General features: G+C 62.8%; 11 protein-coding genes. 4 read left to right on the forward strand and 7 right to left on the reverse strand.

Annotated features, from left to right (window positions below; genetic code table 11):
- Window positions 1-63 precede the first annotated feature (63 nt).
- Window positions 64-810 (reverse strand): NRDE family protein, encoded by a 747-nt coding sequence (locus tag ACYQ2I_RS01705; protein WP_460165256.1) that lies wholly within the window; start codon window positions 808-810, stop codon window positions 64-66.
- Window positions 811-1,609: 799 nt separating this feature from the next.
- Here ACYQ2I_RS01705 and ACYQ2I_RS01710 point away from each other — a divergent pair.
- The gene (locus ACYQ2I_RS01710; RefSeq protein WP_460165257.1) at window positions 1,610-2,650 is read left to right on the forward strand and encodes a 3-oxoacyl-ACP synthase III family protein; all 1,041 of its coding nucleotides are present in this window, start codon (window positions 1,610-1,612) and stop codon (window positions 2,648-2,650) included.
- A 226-nt stretch (window positions 2,651-2,876) separates the two neighbouring features.
- Window positions 2,877-4,685: an oligoendopeptidase F gene (gene pepF / locus ACYQ2I_RS01715; protein WP_460168392.1), complete on the forward strand. Its 1,809-nt coding sequence runs from the start codon at window positions 2,877-2,879 to the stop codon at window positions 4,683-4,685.
- A 42-nt stretch (window positions 4,686-4,727) separates the two neighbouring features.
- Here pepF and ACYQ2I_RS01720 read toward each other — a convergent pair whose 3' ends face one another.
- The 4 genes from ACYQ2I_RS01720 to ACYQ2I_RS01735 form a co-directional block, all read right to left on the reverse strand.
- Window positions 4,728-5,789, reverse strand: coding sequence for a hypothetical protein (locus tag ACYQ2I_RS01720; RefSeq protein ID WP_460165258.1), 1,062 nt, complete (start codon window positions 5,787-5,789; stop codon window positions 4,728-4,730).
- Window positions 5,790-5,903: 114 nt separating this feature from the next.
- Window positions 5,904-7,502, reverse strand: a complete 1,599-nt coding sequence (locus tag ACYQ2I_RS01725) for a PP2C family protein-serine/threonine phosphatase (RefSeq protein ID WP_460165259.1) — start codon at window positions 7,500-7,502, stop codon at window positions 5,904-5,906.
- A gap of 416 nt (window positions 7,503-7,918) precedes the next feature.
- Complete coding sequence (locus tag ACYQ2I_RS01730; protein WP_460165260.1) at window positions 7,919-8,515, reverse strand: HNH endonuclease; 597 nt, start codon at window positions 8,513-8,515, stop codon at window positions 7,919-7,921.
- Window positions 8,516-9,334: 819 nt separating this feature from the next.
- Complete coding sequence (locus tag ACYQ2I_RS01735) at window positions 9,335-11,119, reverse strand: hypothetical protein (RefSeq protein ID WP_460165261.1); 1,785 nt, start codon at window positions 11,117-11,119, stop codon at window positions 9,335-9,337.
- A 280-nt stretch (window positions 11,120-11,399) separates the two neighbouring features.
- Between ACYQ2I_RS01735 and ACYQ2I_RS01740 the strand changes: the two genes are divergently transcribed.
- Window positions 11,400-14,828: a peptidylprolyl isomerase gene (locus ACYQ2I_RS01740; protein WP_460165262.1), complete on the forward strand. Its 3,429-nt coding sequence runs from the start codon at window positions 11,400-11,402 to the stop codon at window positions 14,826-14,828.
- Window positions 14,829-14,941: 113 nt separating this feature from the next.
- Here ACYQ2I_RS01740 and ACYQ2I_RS01745 read toward each other — a convergent pair whose 3' ends face one another.
- A complete protein-coding gene (locus ACYQ2I_RS01745) occupies window positions 14,942-16,525 on the reverse strand; it encodes a sigma-70 family RNA polymerase sigma factor (RefSeq protein WP_460165263.1) in 1,584 nt (527 codons plus the stop codon).
- A 1,237-nt stretch (window positions 16,526-17,762) separates the two neighbouring features.
- On the opposite strand from ACYQ2I_RS01745, the gene ACYQ2I_RS01750 reads away from it, so the two are divergent.
- Window positions 17,763-18,311, forward strand: a complete 549-nt coding sequence (locus ACYQ2I_RS01750; RefSeq protein ID WP_460165264.1) for a zinc ribbon domain-containing protein — start codon at window positions 17,763-17,765, stop codon at window positions 18,309-18,311.
- Window positions 18,312-18,392: 81 nt separating this feature from the next.
- On the opposite strand, the gene ACYQ2I_RS01755 is transcribed toward ACYQ2I_RS01750, so the two are convergent.
- Window positions 18,393-20,879, reverse strand: coding sequence for a tetratricopeptide repeat protein (locus tag ACYQ2I_RS01755; RefSeq protein WP_460165265.1), 2,487 nt, complete (start codon window positions 20,877-20,879; stop codon window positions 18,393-18,395).
- Window positions 20,880-20,973: the final 94 nt, after the last annotated feature.

The following is a 20,973-nucleotide window of genomic DNA, read 5'->3' on the forward strand; positions in this document are numbered from 1 at the left end:
CGCTCCGCAATGAAAAACGGCCGGCATCCAGCCGGCCGTCGTATTTTTTGGAGCGAAAGCCGCTCAGCGATCCGACGACAACACCTGCCGCAGCAAGGCCGAAACGTCTTCGTAGTCCTTTTCCGACGGCGGTCCCGCTGCGTATTGCATGATGGACGACTGCGGACGCTCGGTCAGCGACAACAGCGTCGACGAGACCGTTCCGTATTGTCCGTTCTTGAGCACGACGCCCCAACGGCCTTGTTCGTCGGCCGGTCGTGCGAAGGCGCGACTGGCGACCGCCAGGAACGTGACGGCCGAATCGAGCCGCTGCAACGTCAGCAGTCGCAGGAGAAAGCGTTGGCGCGCGTCGTCGGGATCGTTGACCCGGCCGTTGGTCATCAAGTACAAACCGGGCGTCAATCGCTCCAGCTCGACGTAATCGCCGCCGTAGACGACCGCGGCGTAGTTGCGGTCGACGCACAGGTAGTTCGCCCCGGCGTACTTGCCGGAGCGAAGCTCGGCATACGCGGTTTCGGCGGCGTCTTTGGCATTGTTGAAGGTGAGGAGTTGCCGGCAGAGGACGCCTCGCGAAATGGGGTCGGGCGGAACCATCCGCTTGGGGCGATTGGCCACCGCCACCACCAGGCCGTGCTGATTCACGCCCAGCCAGGTTCCGCCGGCTTTCTTGTCGATACCGCAAATCACCCGCGGACGCCCCGATTGGATCTTCGGACCTTGCGTGGGCCGATCGAAGCGTTCTTCACGATTGTGCGCGATCAACACCGGGGCATCGCGAGCCGTCTGAAACTGAAGCGCGAGAATGCACATCGTTTCGCACCGATATTCATGTTGCCGAAAGGAATTCTGTCGTTACCACGCCCGATCCGGTGAATACCGAATCGGTGCACGCTAAACGGAGGTCGCCGAAGCGCAAACCCCGCTTGTCGCCATAGAAACCGCCGTATCGGGCCGTCGACCGACGGGGCGCCGCTTGGTCGGCGTACCGATCCCCGTGCGGAAAACGATTCGCTGCCCCGGAAAAGATGCGGAAGCCGACATCGGCACATCAAAAGGTCCGTTGCCCGATACCGACCGGCGCAACCTCCCAAGAACGGGAACCTGCCATGAAGTGGTCGCGCGGCCACACCATCCTTGCCGCTGAACATCGAAAGGAGGTACCGACGAGGTGTCGGAACTGCCCCCGGAGCCTGTCGATGGCGAATCAATAAACCTCTAAAATACCGCATCCTGCCGCGCGCGTGCACCCCTCTGTTTAGGGGTGCCTGTCGTTTGTCTGAAGCGACTTCGTTCCCTCATTCGGTGGGAAAGGACAAGGGCTTCCGCCACGATGCAAACGGTCGCAGGACGCCCAAAACTCCCCGCTAGAGGGGGCTGCCGGGTTGTCCCTCGCGACGAAAAAGCGTAAGCTTCAGGTTTTGCCGCGTTTTGATCGTCGGCTTGCCCAATCTGCCTTGTCGTCTGCCTTTCCTCGTCTGTAGACGTCGGATCGGTCGGTTCGGCAGGTGGTCGTGTTTGTCAAGATTGTCCGCAGAGCACCCGAGATGAGGCGAGGCTGGCTTCGCCGCGTTGCGTTGCTCTGTTTGTTTGTGGATCTTCGGCTGTTTTCATGACGCAACCCACCACTCGCCAACGTGAAAGTTCGCTTCCCCTGAAACCTTCGCGGACGGGAACGCTGACCGGCGTCCAGATTCTCGGCGTCGGAGGGGCCGTGCCCGACAACGTCGTCGCCAACGAAGACTTGGCCGGCCTCGGTTGCGACACGGAATGGATCATCCAACGAACCGGGATGCGGGAGCGGCGGCATGCGCCGCCCGACCAAAGCACCGGTGATTTGGCCGTCGAAGCGGCCCGACGCTGCATTGCCCAGGCGGGCGCCGATCCCGGCGACATCGATCTCGTGTTGCTGGGAACGTACACACCGGACATGACGATGCCTGCCACCGCCGGATATGTCCAAGACCGTCTCGGCTTGCAGGCCTTGGCCTTCGACATGCAAGCGGCGTGCGCCAGCTTCGTGTTTGCGATGCTCTCGGGGATGCAATACGTGGCCACCGGTTGCAGCAAGTTGGCGCTGGTGATCGGGGCCGATTGCGCTTCGCGCGTCGCGAATCCCAAGGACGTCAAAACGTATCCGCTGTTCGGCGACGGGGCCGGGGCCGTGCTGTTGGGCCGCGGCGACGACGCCCAGGGACTGTTGGGGTTTGCCGTCGGTTCCGACGGGTCCGGGGCGCCGCTTTTGTGCCGTCCCATGGGCGGTGCCAAAATGCCCTATTCCAACAAGCCGGAAGACTACGACAAGCAGTTCGTGTACATGGAGGGCCGGCCGATCTTTAAGTGGGCCGTCCGCATGCTCCATCAGACCGTGCACGAAGTGCTCGACACCGCCGGATTGCCGTTGGAAGCGATCGACCTGGTGATCCTCCATCAGGCCAACCAGCGGATCATCGATGCCGCGATGAAGAACCTGGGCATTCCGCCCGAAAAAGTCTTCAGCAATCTGGATCGCTACGGAAACACGTCGTCGGCTAGTATTCCCTTGGCCCTGGCCGAGGCCTACGAGGCCGGTTTGATCAAGCCCGGCACCCGCGTGCTGATGAGCGGGTTCGGCGGCGGATTGGCCTGGGGCACGATGCTGTTTCAGTGGTAAGTGCGCGATCGCCGGGCGGGGGCACGCTTCTTGTTCGTGGTTTCGACCGCGTGCGAGAAAACGCGCATGATTCCACGACGATTCTCGGCGGTTGCCGACTCTCGCGTGATGGCATCGCCATCCGTTTCCGGTACAATGCGCCGCGAAGGAGCACGGCACGGATCGCGCACCAGGCACGGTCCTTTTCTTGAGATGACTGCGTCTTTCGGCCGCAAAAAGGATGGGCATCATGGCGAAAAAGGTGAAACGTCTTCCGCCGCGTGAACGTCGCAAACCCGAAGATTGCTGGGATTTGTCGAGCCTGTTTCCCGACGACGCTGCCTGGGAACAGGCGATGAAGAAATGGACTTCGCAGATCGACGAATACGAGAAGTTCCGCGGGACACTGGGCGAAAGTGCCGAAAAACTCGCGGCGTTTCTCAAGTTCGATCTCGAAACCGACCGTCTGGGCGAACGATTGGGAACGTACGCCTTCTTGAAGACCTCGGAAGATGCCGCGAACTCGCACGCGCAGGCGATGTACGGCCGTTTCATGGGCGTATTGGCCCGGGCGAACCAGGCGGCCAGTTTTGCGCGGCCCGAGATTCTCGCCGTTCCGCGCAAGAAGATGGATGCTTTCCTCCAGGAACGTTGCCTGCAACCGTATCGCCTGCTGTTGCAGCGGATCATCGAGTACCGGCCGCACACGCTCAGCCGGAAAGAAGAACGGTTGCTCGCCATGCAAACCGAGATGGCGCAAACCGCCCGCGAGGTGTTCCATCAGCTCAACGATGCCGATTTGCGTTTCGGCGAGGTCAAAAACGAAAAAGGCGAATGGATCGAGCTGACGCACGGAACGTTCGCCTCGCTGTTGCAATCGCGGTCGCGCGCCGTCCGCCGAAAAGCCTTCGAGCAACTGTACCGCGGCTACGAAGCGCACGTGAACACGCTGGCGGCCTCGTTGGGCGGTTCGGTGCGGACGGACATCTACTACGCCCGCGCGAGGAATTTTCCCAGCGCCTTGGAAGCCGGGTTGTTCCCCGACCGTGTTCCCGTTTCGGTGTACGACAACCTGATCGCGACGGTCGAGCGGTTTCTGCCTTCGTTGCACCGGTACTACGACGTGCGTCGCCGCAAGATGAAACTGCGCGACATTCACGTCTACGACACGTATGTTCCCCTGGTCGACAAGATCAAGAAGCGACACACCTGGAGCAAGGCCGTCGACCTGGTCGTCGCTTCGCTCGCGCCGTTGGGTAAAGAATACGTCGAGGTACTCGAAAAGGGACTGCGCGGACGCTGGTGCGATCGGTACGAAAACCGCGGCAAGCGCAGCGGGGCCTTCAGCGCGGGCAGCTACGACGGTGATCCCTACATTCTCATGAACTTCCAGCCCGACGTGTTCGACCATGTGTTCACTTTGGCGCACGAGGCCGGGCACTCGATGCACAGTTACTTTTCGGCAGAACACCAGCCGTACCAGTATTACAACTACACGCTGTTCGTCGCCGAGGTCGCCAGCACCTTCAACGAGCAATTACTCGGTCGGTTCTTGATGGACCGCGCGAAGAGCGACCTCGAGCGGGCGTACCTGATCAACCACGAGCTGGACGAGATTCGCGGAACGCTCTTCCGGCAAACCATGTTCGCCGAGTTCGAGAAGATCGTTCACGAAAAGGTCGAACAGGGCGAGGCTCCGACGGTCGACTTCTTCACCGGCATTTACCGCGGCCTGTTGGAAAAGTATTTCGGTCCCGATTTCACGTTGGACGACGCCTTGTCGCTGGAATGCTTCCGGATTCCGCACTTTTACCGGGCGTTTTACGTGTACAAATACGCGACCGGCATTTCGGCGGCGATCGCCCTGGCCGACCGCGTGTTGAGCGGCGGAAAAGCCGAGCTGGACGACTATCTCGGCTTTCTCAAGGGCGGATGCTCGAAGGATCCGCTCGATCTGCTGCGCGATGCCGGCGTCGATATGGAGAAGCCCGACGCCGTCGAGGCCGCCTTGGCTCGCTTCGACCGCCTGGTCGACGAACTCGACCGCCTGTTGTAAGCGACGTCGAAAACTGCCGATACACGCCGGCGGCGAGGTCGATCAGTCGATCGGCTTGAGGCTGGTGATCCACAAGAACGGTTGGTCGGCCTCGTCGATCCGCAATTCCATCTTCAGCTTGGCCTGGAACAGCAGGCGCTTCAGCAGCAGGCTGTAAGTGGTGCGCGTATTCGGAGCCGAAACGATCGCCTTTTGCGGATCGATGTCGTGCCGCACCAGCGCGTAATGATCGTACAGGTAGGGAATCGAGGTCTTTTCCGCCACCGCCGCCAGGACGGTGTCGATCGAAACGTTTTCGATGTTGACCGTCAAGAATTCATAAAGCTGCGGGGCGAGGTCGCGGGCGGGTTTCTCGGGGCGCCATCCGACCGGCCAAATCTTCATGCCCTCTTGCGCGCGGCGAATGTGATAGATCGGACGCCCTGCGGCATCCACGCCCGGCACCAGACACAACCCCGGATTCCGCAGCAGATACGCCGTCGCCGTTCCGGACGCGATACCGCGAAGCTCTTCGGCCACCGGATCGTCTCCCGCGGCCTTTTGCAGTGCGGCGTCGTAGTCCGACGGGAACTGGAGCCGGTCGAGGATCGCCGCAATGATCTCGCCCCGCGGCTTCCCCTTGGTCGAGACGGCCACCGGCGTCGACAGATCGGTATGAACGAGCCGGAATTGCTCGACGGTCAATCCCCAGGCGTTGGTTTGCGGACGCGATTCGGGCGGGCCGTTCCGCGCCACATCCTGCAACCAGGCCCGTAAGGCACCCAACTCCGAGCTGCGGAAACGTCCGCCCGGCGTGATCAGCGTATTGTCGGCTTTCAACAGGGCGGTGACGGTATAGATGGTCTGCCCGGCCAATTCCGTTTGCCGAATGCCGATTTCGTCCCCCGGTCCGTAGGAACGAAGCCGAAAGTCTTCGATGCCCGCCGAGGCCAACAGCTGCAACCAACGCTGCGAAATACCGACCGGCGCGCCGGTTTCGACGACGATTTCCAGTCGCACGTCGGCCGGTCGAGCACCGACTTGCGCCGGCAGCGGCGCCGCGAAAAGAACGAGCATTGCGACGGCGGACAACCAGGCGGCGGGAGCAAAGCGATTTCGTGTCATGACGGCGGCCTCGTCGAGAAACGAACAAAGCGACGGCTGCCGAAGCGTGAACCCTCGGCGGCCCTTTCTCTCATTATAGGTTTTTCTCGACGGGGCGATCGTTCGATCTGCGGGTCAGTCGTCCGCCGACGCTTCGGTTCGCCGAATCAACAGCAATGTCCGATCGTCGTCGGCAGGCACACCCGTGTTATCGAGGTGCTCGACCACCTGCCGCAAGATGTGTTTGGCGGGCTTGTCGCCCAAGGCACGGATCATCGGCAGCACGGTCGCGTCCCACAGGAGTTTTCCGGCCGCGTCGCGTTGCTTGCGTAGGCCTTGCGTGCACACGACCAGGATTTCTCCCGGCTCGATCGTCAGGCGATATTGCGAGTAGCGGGATTCGGGCGAACTTCCCAACGACGGGCCGACCGAAGCCGTGCGGCGGAGCCTTTCGGCCCGCACGACTGCGGCGAAAGCGGTTCCGGCCGTGGAACAGTGCAGTTTGCCGCTTTGCGGATCGAGCATGCCGACGAAGGCCGAGGCGACCTGATCGCCTGCCGAACCGGTCCACAACGTCAAGTTCACCCGCTCGAGCAGTTTGCCCGTGTGCTGCACGTAATGGGCGTGCGAGCGGATCGCCGTCCGCAGGGCGGTTTGCGTGAGAGCCGCTTCCATGCGGCGGGTTTCCACGTCGCCCACGGCGATCGCCACCTTGCCCTGCGGCAGGCAGAACCAGTCGTGGAAGTCGCCTCCGAGACCTTCGACTTGATTCGTCCAGCCGGCGAAGTCCCAACCATCCAGAAGCGGTGCGATCGTGGGGAGTTGTCCCCGTTGAAAGCGAGTTGCCGACTGGAATTCGCGTCGTAGGCGTTCCGATTGCACGGCCGTTTGCAGGGCGACTTCCCGTTCGAGTTCGGCCGCCAATCGTCCCGAGACGACTTCCAAGATACCGGTATCATGTTCGTCGAACGATCGTTCGATGTCGGAATACACCCACATCGTGCCCAGGATGTTCGTGGGGGTGGCCACCGGCAGGCACACGGCCGAGGCGTAGGGCTCGGGCGAACGCCATTGCTCCACCAGCGCCGCGGTTTCCAACACGACCGCGTGACCGAGCATCGCTTCGAGATCGGCCAGCGCCCCTTTGAGCACGCGGGGCGGCTCGGCCAGCTTCGTGCGAGGAAGCCCCCACGCGGCGCGCAACTTCAATTCGGTCGTCCCGTCGTCGAGCACGTACAATCCGGCGGCCTGGCATCCGACGGCCACGGCACCCGATCGCAATACGGCTTCGAGGCGGGCGGCCAAGCGGCGCGATTCCTCCGGATGCGGGGTGACGGGAATCGCCGTTGCCAGTTCGGCCTCACGCTCGCTCAATGCCTCGTGCGTGACCAGCAGTTCGCCGAGCATCTCGGCGGCCGCCTCGGCCAACGCTTGCAGACGCTGAATGTCGTCCTGCTCGTGCGACTTGGGATCGACGGGATCGAGTCGCAAATGGCCCAAGGTGCGGCCGGTGTCGGCGGCGCGGACGGGCACGTCGCCCCGACCTTCGCCTTCCCCCGGCACGAATCGCATGAGCCAGCCGGTCAAATCGAGGAACGACCGGGTCACGTTCCGCCAGCCGGGCAGCGTCTGCGGATCGATCGACGCGCCGCTGCGCTCGTCTTCCCGGTACACCTTCAGGTACTTGGGGCGTGCGTTTTCCACGGAGCTTGTGTTCCGATTACGAGTTTGCATTCATCCCCTCCGTGGTGGGCAATTCACGGGTGCGCGTTCAAGGAACCCAATCTAAAGATGGATATGTGCGTGCTATGCGTCAGATAGGAAATCCGTCTTTGGTGTTTAGTTGGTTTTCTGTTTTGCGCAGTCTGTGTGCACTTCATATGCGACACACTTTGACATCGGCATGGGAAAGGGGAAGATTTTGCCTCAGTCAAACTGGGTCGGGTTATGCCGGTTGCAGGTGAATGGGTAAAGTTTGTCGGTTGCGGTGCGCGGCGAAGTCAGAGACGCAGGGCCGGCCGCAGCTTTCGGCGAGAACAAGACACGAGAAATCTGCCCCGGATGCCCTTAGACGTCGCCCCGGCCGATGAGAGGACCGCACGCGGCAAGCGGCGTCTTTCGACAAGAGAAGGGGCGTCGCCCCGGCCGCCTCAGCGATCCAACGTGACGTTCCAGTACACCTCGCTGAGGAAGCGGCGCCAGCTTTCGACGCGGATCTCGCCCGCCGAGTACAACGGCGTCCACCGCGGACGAACCGGCTTCTTGCGGAGACGCATGCCGGCTTGTTCGGGCGTGCGGGCGGCCTTTCGCCGGTTGCACGGCACGCACGCCAGCACGCAGTTTTCCCAGGTCGATTCGCCCCCTTGGCAACGCGGAATCACGTGGTCGATCGTCAATTGCTCACTGGAAAGCTTGCGACCGCAGTATTGGCACGTGTAACCGTCACGGCGAAACAGATTGCGTCGGCTGAAGGGGACCGAGCTATGGGGGACGCGATCGTAAGTGACCAGGGTGACGACCTCGGGAACGCGGATGCGCCATGCCACCCCTTGGACAAACAGGTCGTCGTCTTCCGGAACCAAACGGGCCCAATCGCGCCAGGTGTAGGTTTGGTAATCGTCGGGATCGACGACCAGAGCGGTACCTTGGTAGACGAGAACGAGGGCTCGGGCAACCGTCGCAATGTGAATCGGCTGCCAATTGCGGTTGAGGACGAGTGTAGGACGCTGAAGGATGCCCGTCGGCACGACTTGCCTCTCCCGGTGCGGGTGTTTGCGATTCCCGCCCGGTTGGTGTTGGTCGGGCCTGAAACGTCCCTCAAGCGGGCGTTCTTCGGTGCGTCCGTTCGGAGGAAGACCGCCCGGCCGGCGGCTGCTACACCTCTGCCGCCGACTCGGCCTGTACGGCCGAAGAGGGAGATTCAAGACGCCGGGCAACGATCCAAACCGGACCCTCTGCCCGTAGTCTAACACCAACGCCCCGTAGAGAACAAGCGATTGCCGCACCGCAGTACGTGATTCCGTCGATTTCAAACACGAAACAAATCGAATTCGAATCGGCGCGTTACCGTTCCCCGCTCGTACGAGGGACTGCCGGGGTGCCGAAAACGCTTACAAGAGACGGCAAGGCAGCGTGGCCCGCAGGCGGCATGTCTATTCGATTGGTGCGAAAGACGGCAGTACACCCGGCATCATCGAACCGTCGCGTCGCGGTAAACCAACGCGTTTGAGGCTTTTCTTGTCCCGCGAAGGTCAAGCGATGGGGGGCTCTGCTTCGCGTTGCACGCCGTGATGATGCATTGAACGATGGCGCCGCGCTTGGGCCGTCCTACAGGCTCGGTCGATTCCGCCGGGGTGTGGCGATGTCTGCAAACACCGCCGTTCGGCAACGCTGGGCGTCGGTTCGTATCAGCCGTCGCGAGTTGCGGCGGACGCGTTCCGCAAAGAACGCCGTCCTCGCCGTGCGCAAAAAAAACGGCCCTGGAAAAGCAACCACGATGGGAAGGCTTCTCCAGGGCACCCTACGGCGAATCTCGTTGTCGACCGCTGCTTGCGGCCTTGTGGGGGTCAGTCGGTCTTTCGCTTCAAGGCGAACGAGTACATGTGGAGGCCGGTCTCGTCGTCGACCACGAACGCACCGGCCGGGGCGAAGTATTTCGCCAGCTCGGCGGGCGTGGGAAGCTCGTTCGATTCCATCGTTTCGGCCAAGGCCGCGATGAAGGGATTGTCGCCGCGCTCGGCACCGGCGCGAATTCCCCGCCGGATCGCCGGATTGTTCGCCAGGTTCAAGAGCTGGCGGATGCCTTCCTCCGGTCGCGTGTACATCAACAGGCTCGGCTTGCGGTTGCCGGCCAGCTCCTTGACCTTGCTGAGCACCAATTTGAATTCGAGGTCGTCGGCCAAGGCGTTTTTCGTTCCCTGTTGGACGGCGGCCATCTCGCGGTAGAACTCGACGCTCTCGGCGACGACCAGCCACCGGCCCATGGCACCGAAGGTCGGCCGCGGGCGGCGGACTTCGTCGGGCATGCCTTCGGGGCGATCGCCCTGCTTGACGGCGTAGAAGGTGATCTCGCCGGAACTCATCTCGTCGAGGTTCTTCTTCTGTTTCGCGACGACACGGCCCAGCAGCTCGGCCGCGGTGGCCTCATCTTTCATCTCGATCGCGAAGGCCGTGCTTTGCGGATTGAGTTTGCCCTCGAACAAGACCTGCGTAATCAACGACAGGCGGCCGGTCGCCCCGGCGATGAGATCGTCTTCGAGCGAAATATCGGTGCTTTCCTTGAAGCCGTCGGCGATCGTGCGTTGGAAGTTGCCTTCGCCGCGGAAGCCGTCGACCAGCTTCTCGAGCGCCTTGTACGTGGCTGGCAAGTCCCAGGTGACGGTCCAATAGTTCGAGGCGCCGGCGGGCACGAACGGCTCGGGCGTCAGATCGCCCGGTCGCATGTTGATCAGCTCGAGGACGCCCGTCCGGGGTTCGTCGAGTAAGATGTGCATCTCCGAGACGCTGTCCAACGGGGGCGCGTTGAAGGTTTGCGCGCCGCCGACGGCGGTGAGCCCGTCCAAGCCCAAGACGGGCATCAACGCCAACGTAAGCTGCATTTGCGATCGACGAACGGCGATGCCCCGCATCAGCTCGATCGGGTCGGCAAACCACACGAAGTGCGGATTCTCGGTCTGCACCGAGCGATAGCGGGTCGCGATCGTGTCGAATTTCTTGTTTTCGGCAAACGGCGGCGTGGCGATGCCGTCCACGGCACGTTCCAGGGCACCGCGGACGACTTCGATGTCGGACCCCATCACGACGTAGCCGTCACGGGCGAAGTAGGCGAATTCGCGGGCGCGGTTGCCGGTTCGCTCGTAAGTGATGAGCGTGGTGCCGAGGATGTCGTCTTCAATCTTTTTCGCGCCGCCCCGTTCCATGCGGGCGCCGACGGCTTGCAGCAGTTTTTCGACCGTGTCGGTGTGGTCTTTCGCCTCGATCAGCAGCAAAACGGCCGGACTTTGGTTCTCGGAGGCCACCACGCCGAAGGCAAGTTCGCCTTGAAAGATCTCTTTGATTTGATCGACCGTGACGCCGATGCGGTCTTCGAGTTGCTTGATCTGCTCGCCGAGTCGGCTCCACAGGTCCCCGGCGAACGCACGCAGCTTCGGATCCTGCATCATCCGGCCGCCTGAGGTTTGGGCGTTCGCATCGAGGAAGCCGGGCACGTCGGGAACCGCGAGGAAGACGGCCGTTTCTTCCGGAAACCAATCGGCCGCCTTGAGCGATTGGGCCGCGGCGTGATGCTGCACGGCGAACAACAGTGCGGCACCGAGGACCGCGACGAAGCCGAAACGTTTGCTGCCGGTCATGTTTGTTTCCCTTTCCGAAAGTCGAAGACACCCACCAACCGAAGATGCACGGCGAGGCCGCCGAGGCGACCCCGTGTGCCGCTGTCACGTAGTACACCCGCACGTTGCCGTTCGTTACAGCACGGTCCCCGAATCATGCGTTCCCTCCAAAAGGGGGTGCATGGGCCTTGCCACCGTCATAATCCTTCTTCGTTCTGCCGAGCTGCATGTTAAGCCGGTGAAACAGCGTGGTTTGGGAAATGTTTCGCTGGTTATACTGGAACCTATCGACGACGGTCGAATGCGGGCGATGCGGCATCCCGAGGCCGTGGTCGGTGATTCGCCGTCGGCGACGGTTTCTTGGGGTTCGCTGCGGCGGAACCTTTTCTGCGGCTACTGCATCCAAATTCGAGTCGTCTTGCCGGTTCGGGGCTATTCGCGGAATCGTCGAGTGATGGACGGCTATCCGCGAGGCTTCCCGACCTTTTCGGGCAAGCGTACGCAACTATCGAGCGATCAACCGGAGGCTGCCTTGAAGGCCGACTGGAAGCGTTCTTTTCGTGGGGGATCTCGGCGGAACGTGCGGCGCCGGGGCGTTCGTGCGCATCGAGCCGCGCGGGTCGAAACGTTGGAGCCGCGCTATCTGCTGAGCGGAAACACACCGCCGACGTTGGCACCGATCGACGACGTCGTCCTGTACGGCGGGGCCCCGCTGCATGTGGCTCTCGACGGTTACGACGCCGACGGCGACGCGCTGACATACGAAATCACGATCGACGATCCGTCGTTGGTGCAGGGGACGGTGCCTTCCGGCAACCGCAGCCTGAAGATCGTCGTCGAGAATTTCGGTGCGATGACGTTCGAGCTGTTCGAGGATCTCGTTCCCAATACGACGTCGCGGATCATCGAGCTGGCCCAAGACGATTTTTACGACGGACTCACCTTCCACCGGATCATCGACAATTTCATGATCCAAGGGGGTGATCCGAACGGCGACGGCACCGGCGGCAGCGGCACGACGTTCGACGACGAATTTCAGGCGGCGTTGCAGCACACCTCGGCGGGCGTGCTGTCGATGGCGAAAAGCAGCGACGATACGAACGACTCGCAATTCTTCATCACCGACACGGCCACGCGGCACTTGGATTTCAACCACACGGTGTTCGGTTTCTTGACCGAAGGCGATTCGGTCCGCGAGGCGATTCAGGGAGTGCCCACCGATGCGAACGACAAGCCCCTTGCACCGGTGACGATCAGCGACATGGTCGTATTCGACGACGTCGAGAACGGCGTGTTACGGCTATCGGCGGCGGAAGGGGCCTCGGGGACGGCGCACGTGACGGTGACCGTCCGCGACGGCAACGGCGGCGAAGCCTCGCAAAGCTTCACCGTGAACGTACAACCCGATCCGATCGACAACTATCCGTACTTGCTTGCGGTCGATCCGATCCATTTGGCAAACGGCGGTTCGGCGGGTTTCTCGGTTCCGGCGACCGACGTCGACGGCGGCGCGATGGTCTATTATGCCGCGGCACAAGGCGCCGACGCCGACAAGTTCACCGTCGACTTCGACAGCACGACCGGGGAAGGGACGATTTCGGTCGAGCCGGGGGCGTACGGGGTGGCGTCGATGCTGGTGGCCGTGCGGGCGGAGACGCCGGCCAATTACTTCTCGGGCCGCGACGTATGGGATTCGCAATTGGTGCCCGTCTTGGTCGATCCGCCGGCACCCTCGGCCGTCGAGTTGGTTTCGTCGTCCGACACGGGGTTGAGCGATTCCGACCGGCTCACGAACAAGAACAACACGCCGGGGAACACGCTTTCCTTCCGCGTGTACGGAGTGATTCCGGGGGCCGAAGTGATCCTGTATGCCGACGGCGTCGAGATCGGGCGCACGGCCGCAGCGGTCGATACGCCCGTGGTCGTTACCGAAGGCGACGTCACGCAGACCGACGGCACGCACGAGATCACCGCGCGGCAGATCCTGCACGACGTGAGCGTCGATGTGGGGAACCTCCACGATACGGCGACGCTGAGCAGCGGGCTTTCGGGGCCGCTGGAGATCACCGTCGATACGCAGGCGCCGTCGTTTTCGACCAGTGCGCCGGTCGATGCCGCCGTGGGCCGCGAATACGAATACGATGCGAACTCGCCGGAAGAAACCGCCGGTGCGGCGCGGTACCGGCTCACGCAGTCGCCCGCCGGGATGTTGATCGACGCGGCGACGGGCCTCGTTCGTTGGACGCCCGGCGATACGCAAACCGGCGACGTGCCCGTCTCGATCGAGCTTTCGGATGCTGCGGGCAACACCACCGTCCAGAGCTTCACGATCGCCGTCACCGAAGGACCGAAGTTGCTGAACGTCCCCGGCGCGCCGGTCGTCGTCACCGAGGGCGACCTGGTGCAGATCGATTTCGACGTCGAAGCACCGCCGCAGCGGGCGCCGTTCGTCTTCGCGTTCGACGGTCCCGTGCCCGAGGGCGCCGCGATCGACGCTTCGACGGGCGTGTTCACCTGGCAGACCGACGAGGCCGACGGACCGAGTTACTCGACGATCCGCGTCCGCGTGACCGACGCCATCGGGGCCTCGACCGTCGAATCGTTCAGCGTGCTGGTGACCGAGCTGAACACGATTCCGCGGCTCGATCCGATCAACGACGTCGTCTTGCAGGAGGGCGATCTGCTCGACCTGACGCTTCATGCCGAAGACGACGACCTGCCTGCCGACACCCTGTATTACTCGCTGTCGGGCACGTCGGTTCCGCAAGACATGGCCGTTTCACTCACCGGCGGTCGGATCGTGTGGCAGACCGACGAGGCCGACGGGGGCAAGGAGTTCGACGTTTCGGTGCGGGTCCGCGACCGGCTGGATCCCAACGACCCGACAGGGAAATCGACGTGGCGGACGTTTCACGTGTCGGTGATCGAGCGCGACGATGCGCCCGTCTTCGCGACTGCGGCCGAGCCGCGACTGGTGTTCCCCGGCGAGACGCTTTCTTTCCCGGTTTCCGCCGTCGACCCCGACATTCCGGCGAACGACGTCGTGGTGAGCGCAGTCGAGCTTCCGCCGGGAGCGACGTTCGACCCGGCAAGCGGCATGTTCACCTGGGCCGTTCCTGCCGAAGCGGACGGCGGCAGCTTCCAAGCCGTGTTCCAGGCGATCGAACAGAGCACCGCCGCGGCCTCGGCGATGTTGCAGGTTCCGATCACGGTCGTCGATCCGCGGGCATTGCTCGCGCCGCAACGTGCGGCGACCGGGGGCGAAACGGCCGTGGAGCAAGAGCAGGGATTTGTGCCCGCCTTCCTCGCCGGTGACGAAGCCGGTTCGTTCCAACCGCAGTTCGACGTGATCTTGCCGACGGTCGGCGGGCAAGGCGGCGTGATCCGGTTTACCGGCGGACGCTTTTCCGGTACATCGCGGGTGGGCAGCTCCGGCGTTCAGCCGGGTCGGGCGATCGATAACGGCAGGCCCTCCGACGAGGCTTCCGACAAGCGGGGCCGCGCGAACGTCGATCAACCGAACACGAATCGCGGCAATCCGACCCGCGAAGATTCCCAAAAGCAATCCGGCGACATCGACCCGGCGCTGCGCCGTGCCTTGGCGGAATTGCTCAGCGACGGTGAAATCGAACGCATCATCGCCGAGGCGACCGGTGAAGCGAGTACGAACGACGACGGGCAAAGCGCGACAGCGGAAGATGCCCGGCCGGCCGGTCCGATCGAGTCGTAATCGGGTTGGCTTCGACACCCTCGATCCAAACGAAACGCCCGAGCAGGAATCGACCTGCCCGGGCTGCTTCGTTTCAGGCTTGATCGTTCGGCATGTGCCGAGTGCGTTGTCGATTAGTCGAGGAAGCCGACCAGTTCGGCGCTGCGGCTGGGTTGCTGCAACTTGCGGACGGCCTTCGCCTCGATCTGCCGGATACGCTCGCGCGTGACCTTGAAGATATGGCCGACCTCTTCCAGCGTGTAGCTGTAGCCGTCGCCCAATCCGTACCGCAACTTGATGATCTCGCGTTCGCGGTAGCTGAGCGACTTGAGGACGTTGTTGATCTTCTCGCGGAGCATATCCTGGGTGGCGCCGGTGGAAGGATTCTCGGCGTCGCTGTCGGGCAGCAGGTCGCCGAATTGGCTGTCCTCGCTGTTGCCCACCGGTCGATCGAGACTGATCGGATATCGGTTCATGGCCAACACTCGGCGCGCTTCTTCAGGACATGTCTCGGCGGCCTGGGCCATCTCTTCCAAGGTCGGCTCGCGGCCGAGTTCCTGGAGCAGCTTGCGACCGACGTTCCGCACACGGGACATCGTCTCGACCATATGGACGGGAATGCGGATCGTGCGGCTTTGGTCGGCCACGGCGCGGGTGATCGCCTGGCGAATCCACCACGTGGCGTAGGTGCAGAACTTGAATCCGCGGCGATACTCGAACTTGTCGACCGCCCGCATCAATCCGGCGTTGCCTTCTTGGATCAGGTCGAGGAAGCTCAGCCCGCGGTTGCGGTACTTCTTGGCGATCGAGACGACCAGCCGCAGGTTGCCTTCCGAGAGGCCTTGCTTGGCCTCTTGGTAGTCGGCATAAACCCGTTCGAGATACTTCACGCGGTTTCGCAGGCTGGTGGGCGTCTCTTGCGTCGCCCGCAAGATGTCGCGGTACTCCTTCAACCACGGTTCGCGTTCTTCCGGCGGCAAGCCCTTTTCGCGGTGGGCGTTGATGCGCGCCTTCAGTTCGTCGACACGGCGGGAGAACTCGCGAATCGTCTCGAACAACGGTTCGAGGCGTTGGGTCCGCAGGCCCAGCTCTTCAACCAGGCGGACGGCACGACGCCGGCCTTGTCCCAGCCGATGCCACGCGGCGCGGCGCTCGCCCATCGGCCGAGACTTGCTCAGCGCGATGTGGTAGTCGCGGCGGTTGCGCTTGAGCAGTTGCCTGACCGTCGCCAGGTTGTGCGGCAACCGACCGAGGATCTGTTCTTTCTCCAGATGGCTGGTGACCGAGACCTGAACGGTCCGATCGAAAGGAAGCGTTCCGTCGGCCACGTTTTGCAAGACGCGAACGGCATGCCGCATCACGTAGTCGCATTCGAGCAATTTGCGACGGAACTTCGCCCGCGAGATCTCGATCTTCTTGGCCAGCGCAATCTCTTGCTGGCGGGTGAGAAGCGGGATCTCGCCCATCTGGGTCAGGTACATGCGAACGGGATCGTCGGACCAGGACTCGCTTTCGGAGCTCAGCAACGACGCGGCCTCATCATCGTCATCGGCCTCTGCCTTCGCGTCGCCGGCATCGTCGTCTTCGTCCAAGTCGTCGTCGACGTCTTCGTCTTCGGCAGCCAGGTCGACGGCATGGAGTCCCAGCTCCTCTTCATCGTCACCGTCGTCGGCAGGAACAAAACCGATCTCGTCCAACAAGGAATCGTGCTCGTACAAAGCTTCTCTCCTTAGGAGAAAACCCTGAATCAAGGCCTTCCGCTCGACCTAACATCCCCCCGTCGTTGCCGTGTCTACGGCGTTTTCAGTGGGCCGGCCCGGGGGGCACGTTGCTGTTTCGTTGATGAGTCCGCCTACATGCAACCGGCCAACACGTTTCGGTTCCGTCATTTGTTGCGTGCGTCGTCTCCGCCGTTGCCTTCTGCCGTGTTTCGCGTCTTCGCGGTGCCCGCTTTCCCTCGTCAAGGGTGCACGGTCCCTCTCCCTGTTCGAGCCGGGGACTGCGATGTACCGTCAGCTCGTACAGTGACCGGAATCCTTCCGAAGGAAAAGCTCAGGAACATTCACCGGCAGACCAACGGGGCAACTGGTTGTGCTTCGGGGAGTGTATCGTGGCTGCTGGATTCGGTTAGGGATCCGATATCGGATCGACCGAACTCGCAGAGCCCGTTTCCCTCGTATCGGGAAACTCCCCGCCGAGACCGCCGCATCGAAATGCCAGAACCGGCCGTGCCCCACGGTGAACTTTAGAGGCGGGAGGTTGCTTTCTCACCCGCGAGCCTCTTCTTACCGAGGCTGGGAATACCGGGGCCCGTCGCTCAATTCTACCCACGATTTTGCCGTTGTCCAGCGAAATTTTCGGCAAATCGCGCGGCGAAGCTCGACCATTGTTTAGAAATGTTAACATGGAAAAGCCTGGTAAAAACCGGCACTTTTCCATCTTCCCTATTCTAATCTAAGCTGCCAAACAAGTTTCTTTGGAGCCCTCCCGAGATTTGCCACAGTTGCGACACCCTTCTACAGTAGTAACGCTGACCTGTCTTGTTTTTCTTGCCTGCTGCGTGTACTCGGTACAGTTTCGCGACACAGCCCATCGTGTCATGCGGCCTTCCTTTGCCTACGGACGATTACCTCGGCCTGTTCGTCATGCGCCCCGCGGACGAAGCCAAATGGGGGGTGGCTTCGCCTTTCATCGGTCAAAACGGCGCGCAAATTGTGCCGGATTCGAACAAAAATGACCGCGGAAGCGTCCGGCACGAGGGAACGACGCTCGCTTACGATATACTGGGGATGGAACCGGGCGCGTGCCGATTCCTCGGTGTGGCGCTGATTTTCGCCGGCTCCCTGTGCTTTCGACGCAGAAAGCCGGCCGACGGTTCACGGAATCCGCCGAATTACGCACGCGGCCGAGTGGCCGCCCGCGAAAGTTCGTTTTTTCGATGCCCCAAGTAAGGTCATGCCCAAATTCGAAATCGCCTGTCCCTCTTGTAATGCGAAACACCTCGTCGATCTGAAGCAGGCGGGTACGTCGCTTGCCTGTCCCTGCGGCAACACCGTCGACATTCCTGCACGCTCGAAGCTTCTCGCTTCCGAGACGATCGTCGTCGATAAAGCAGACGCTCCCGAGCGCGAAACGAAGCCGGCAAGCATTCGGTTCTTGCTGCTGGCCGGCGCGGCACTGCTTCTGGCGGCCGCCGCGATCGGCGGTGTGTACGTGTGGGCGACCTGGCCGACGCCCGAACCGATGAGCCATATGTACCCGCTCGACGCCTTCAATTATTGGGTCCATGTGCGACAGGGCATCGACGCCGATCTGTTCGTCATCGAGAAGCGATGGGCCGATACGCTGGCCTTGTACCGCGGTTACCGGACGGCGCTTTTGATTCTGGCGGGCATCGGGCTGCTGTTGGGCATCTTGGGCTTCGTTCTTCCGACCGGCGAACCACCGTTGGAAATCGAAGAACCGCAAGACGAACCGACCGCCGACGCTCCGCTCGAACAATAACGCGGAGTCGTGAGGAGTAGGTCGAGTTTCCTGGGGGGCTGCCGAGGATCGCGGGCGCAGGCGGCCGGGGGTATCCAATCTTTACCGTTGCGATGTGCCGCCGAGTTGTTTTCTCAACGCCTGGAAAGTCTCCGCCGTCGACGGGCCGCCCAGGTCGGGATGTAGCAATTCGACCAGGTCGAGGATCTTGCGGGCCTGTTCCCGGTTGCCCAAGCGCAGATGCAAGCCGACGATCGCCGCTTTTGCGCGATACCAACGCGGTGAGGCCTCGGGTGATCGTCGCGCGATTTGCCGCCATACCTCCAGCGCCTGTTCGAGCGCTGCCCGATCGTTCCGGCGGGCCAGCAACGTCGCGTACGATTCGAGCACGTCGGGGTTGTTCGGTTGGGCCTCGGCCAGACGGCGGTAGCGTTCGATCGCGTCGGATTCACGTCCGGCGGCGGCCAACGCCTCGGCGATGATCGTGGGCAACTGCGAGGCGAGTTCGGCAGGCACACTCTCGGCGCCTTGCAGCGATTCGGCCAAAGCGACCGTCCATTCGGCGGCTGCGCCGCCGGTCGTTCCGCGGTAGGCCAGAATCTGCAACAATTCACAGCGGATTTCGACCGGCAACGGTTCCGCCTGGCGGTGCCAGCGCGCGGCCTGTTCGGCATCGCCGCCCAAAACGGCGACCAACGCCAGGTAGGCGAACAACCGTCGCCGCAGCAGGTCGTCGCTTCCCACCTGCGGCAACGCGGCGATCGCGTCGCGCAGTTGCTTTTCGACGGCCGCAGGCGTTTGCCCGAACGCCAACCACAATCGAACGCACGCCAAGAAGGCCTGTTGCGAAGCCGTCGAGGCGATCGAAGGAAGCGGTCCTTCCGGCCGCCAGTTGCCCAGTCCGCCCACTCTTGCAATCCCGGCGATCGCCTGCCCGAGCTCGAACGGTGCCGCCGGTTCGGGCTTCGAGTTCGATTGCAGCAGCGAGCGGGCACACGATTCCAACAAGCCGACCGCGGCTGCCCGTTGCGAGTCGTCTGCATTCGGCGACATTTCCGCCGCAACGGTGAACGCCTCGTGAAGGCGATTCGACCATAGCAAAAACCTCGCCAGTTTCAGACGCACTTCGGCCGCGTCGGGCGCTTGCGGCCAGGTCGTGAGGTATTCGCGCAACAGTTCGGTGTACCGGCCCGCAAGATCGCCGTTTTTCGGATCGGTACGCAAGAGTTGTTCGAGATGATATTGGGCCAAGCGGTGCGCCTGCGGTGCTTGCGGGTGCGAAGGCATCGCCGAAGCCAATTCGCGATATCGCGTCATGGCCTGGGCGTGGCGATTGCGACGATGCTCGATTGCCGCGGCGGTGAAACCGTAGCGGAAGGCGTCGTCACTCTTGCCGGCCGCCGCGGCTTGTTGCCGCGCCTGATCGTAGGCGGCCAAGGCTTCGTCGTAGCGGCCCGAACGATACGCGTTTTCGGCCACCCACACCTGCATCGACGGATCGCTTCGTTCGCCGGGATCGAGCGAACGGGCGACGAGCATCTCGGCCCGAAACCGCCAGTAGGGACCGTCCTCGCGGCCGATCAAGGCGACCAACTCGGTAATGCGGTCGCGCCAGGTCTTCTCTTGGTCCGGATCGTTCAGTTCGCGGGCGCGTTTCCACCCGGCGGTCAACGCTTCGAGCAGGGCGTAATCGTAGACCGGCGAGGCGATGCCCCGGATCGTTCGCCCCATCGCCGTCAGGCGATCGGCCTCGGCCCAGTTCTTTTCGGCCACGGCGATGCGGAGTCGTTCCGCCCGCAAATTCAACGCCGCGTCGGGTGGAGCGTCTTTTTCGTATTCGTTGATCAGCGTCAATGCGCCGGCGTGTTCACCCAACAAACGGCGGCAGCGCACCACGGCCAGCCGGGCAGGCCACGCAAGCGGATCGTCGTAAGGCAATTGGGCGGGTACCCGCAACCGATCGACGGCCTCGGTCAACGCGCCGGTCCGGTCGGGCGAATCGGGCGGATACGTCCTCGCCAGTTCTTCCAAGGCCGATGCCCAATGGAATCGCACGTTCTTTTGCAGGGACAGCAACTCCTTTTCCGAGAGGGCGTCGGGTGCACCGGTCCGCATTGCGGGCAGCCGAATCGCATCTTCCACCCGGGTATCCAACTCACGGAAGCGGCGGATCGCCTCGCGCAGCGGTTCCCGCACGCGTTCCCAATCGGGGGCGGAGGCAAGTTCGGCCTCTTGCCGCAGCAAGCGACCTTGCGTCTCGAAAACGATCGCCTGTTGCAAGCGGGCGATCAGAGTGATCGACGCCGCAGCATCATCGGCCGTGCGGCATGCCTCGGCGGCCTCCTTCCACAAAGCCGGGCGCTTGGCCGGAGGGCTGTTCAAGGCATGGGCGCAGAGCGTTTCAGAAAGGGCCACCCGCCAGCGGACGGCTTCGCTCGCCGGAATGTCGGGGCGTGCCAGCTCGACCCGGCAGACGTGTTCGGCCGTCGTGTACAAGTGCCGCTGCCGCAGGCCTTCCAAGAATCGAGCGTCTTCGGACGTGTAGGCCCAAGCGGGTGCGGCGAAAAACATCGCGACCGCGCAAAGCACCGCCGGGCACGTTCGGACGAACGCGGTTCGGCGGTGTCGGGTTCGTCGAGTCGCCGTCATCGGCCGGTATCGTGTCGTCAATTTGATTCGTGGA

The organism is Thermostilla marina, from assembly GCF_054657455.1.